The 1,250-nt window shown below is 56.9% G+C and carries 1 protein-coding gene and 1 pseudogene; one reads left to right on the top strand and one right to left on the bottom strand.

Annotation, left to right across the window (positions count from 1 at the left end):
- Positions 1–117, top strand: a pseudogene (locus J5224_RS28525) (FKBP-type peptidyl-prolyl cis-trans isomerase FkpA); the annotation flags it as partial.
- 50 nt (positions 118–167) lie between these two features.
- Here J5224_RS28525 and pmrB read toward each other — a convergent pair.
- Positions 168–1,238, bottom strand: coding sequence for a two-component system sensor histidine kinase PmrB (gene pmrB, locus J5224_RS28520; RefSeq protein ID WP_264628469.1), 1,071 nt, complete (start codon positions 1,236–1,238; stop codon positions 168–170).
- Between the last annotated feature and the right edge of the window lie 12 nt (positions 1,239–1,250).

The raw sequence follows: 1,250 nt of genomic DNA, 5'->3' as shown, positions 1-1,250 counted from the left end.
ATTCCGGCGAACTCTACGCTGGTGTTTGAAGTGGAACTGCTGGATATCAAGGCAGACGCTGATGCCAAACCGGCCGCCAAAGCAGAAAAACCCGCTGCCGAGAAAAGCGCTAAATAACTCGCGCTAGCGTTGTTGCAGATTGAGCCGTGGGGTAACCCGCGGCTTTTTTATGAAAGTAGCGGCGGGAAGGTGACCTCCGCCATCGTGCCGTTGCCCTCACGCAGGTTGCTGAGCGTCAATGCGCCATGATGCAGTTGCGCCACGCGGGTGACAATGCTCAATCCCAGACCGATGCCGCCGTAGCGGGTGTCCATGCGGACAAACGCCTTGCTCAATTCACCGACTTTGCTCTCATCAATGCCAGGTCCTTGGTCACGCACTTGCAAGGTGATTTCCGGATCGGCGGTAAGCCGCACGGTAATGGTGCTCTCAGGTGGACTGTAACGGTGGGCGTTTTCGATCAAATTACGCAGCAGCAGTTGCAGTAAGGTGGCATCGCCCTGTATCGCCACATCCCCCTCGCCGATCTGCCAGTCAATACGCTGGTTGCGCTGACAGACCATCTCTTCCAGCGCATCCTGTATGGGGATAATCACATCTTGAGCCAGCGAAACCTGTTGGTAGTGGCCGGAGGAGAACGCCACGGCGGCGCGCGCCAACTGAAGCAGCTGTTCAACGGTGCGTGTCATGGTATCGATGCGTGCAATCAGCGGTTGGCAATCGATCCCGTGACGCTGCTGCTGGAGCTCCAGGTGCAGCCGTATTCCCGCCAGCGGGGTACGTAATTCGTGCGCGACGTCAGCGGTAAACTGGCGCTCGCGTTCCAGCGTTTCATTCAGGCGCACGAAGAGCTGGTTCATGGAGTGTGTCACGGCGGCAATCTCTTCCACCTGCTGATTATCGGCGATCGGTTCCAGATTTTCCGCGCTGCGGTTGCCCAGTTCCTCAGCGAGGCGTGACAGTGGCCGCGTAATCCAGTTCACCGCCTGAATAGAAAGAAACAGGGAAGCCAGCACCATCACCAGGCTGGGTATGCTGAGTGAGGCGATGGATTCGCGTATTTCCTTGGTGATATGCTCGTTGCGCGCGTGTTCACTCAGCGTTTTATCCACCAGAAACTCGATCTGTTCCTTACTTTCATGCCATAGCCAGGCGACACTGATGAGCTGACATGTCAGCAAAATACATCCCAGCGCGATGATAAGCCGCCAGCGCATGCTGGCCGCAGGGGGAGACATCGAGCTGAAAAT

The sequence above is a fragment of the Candidatus Symbiopectobacterium sp. NZEC135 genome, from assembly GCF_025962695.1.
This window is presented reverse-complemented; position numbering and strand designations above follow the sequence as displayed.

Coding starts and splice junctions, on each gene's coding strand:
- pmrB (WP_264628469.1), bottom strand. CDS start 1,238: ATGTCTCCCCCTGCGGCCAGCATGCGCTGGCGGCTTATCATCGCGCTG.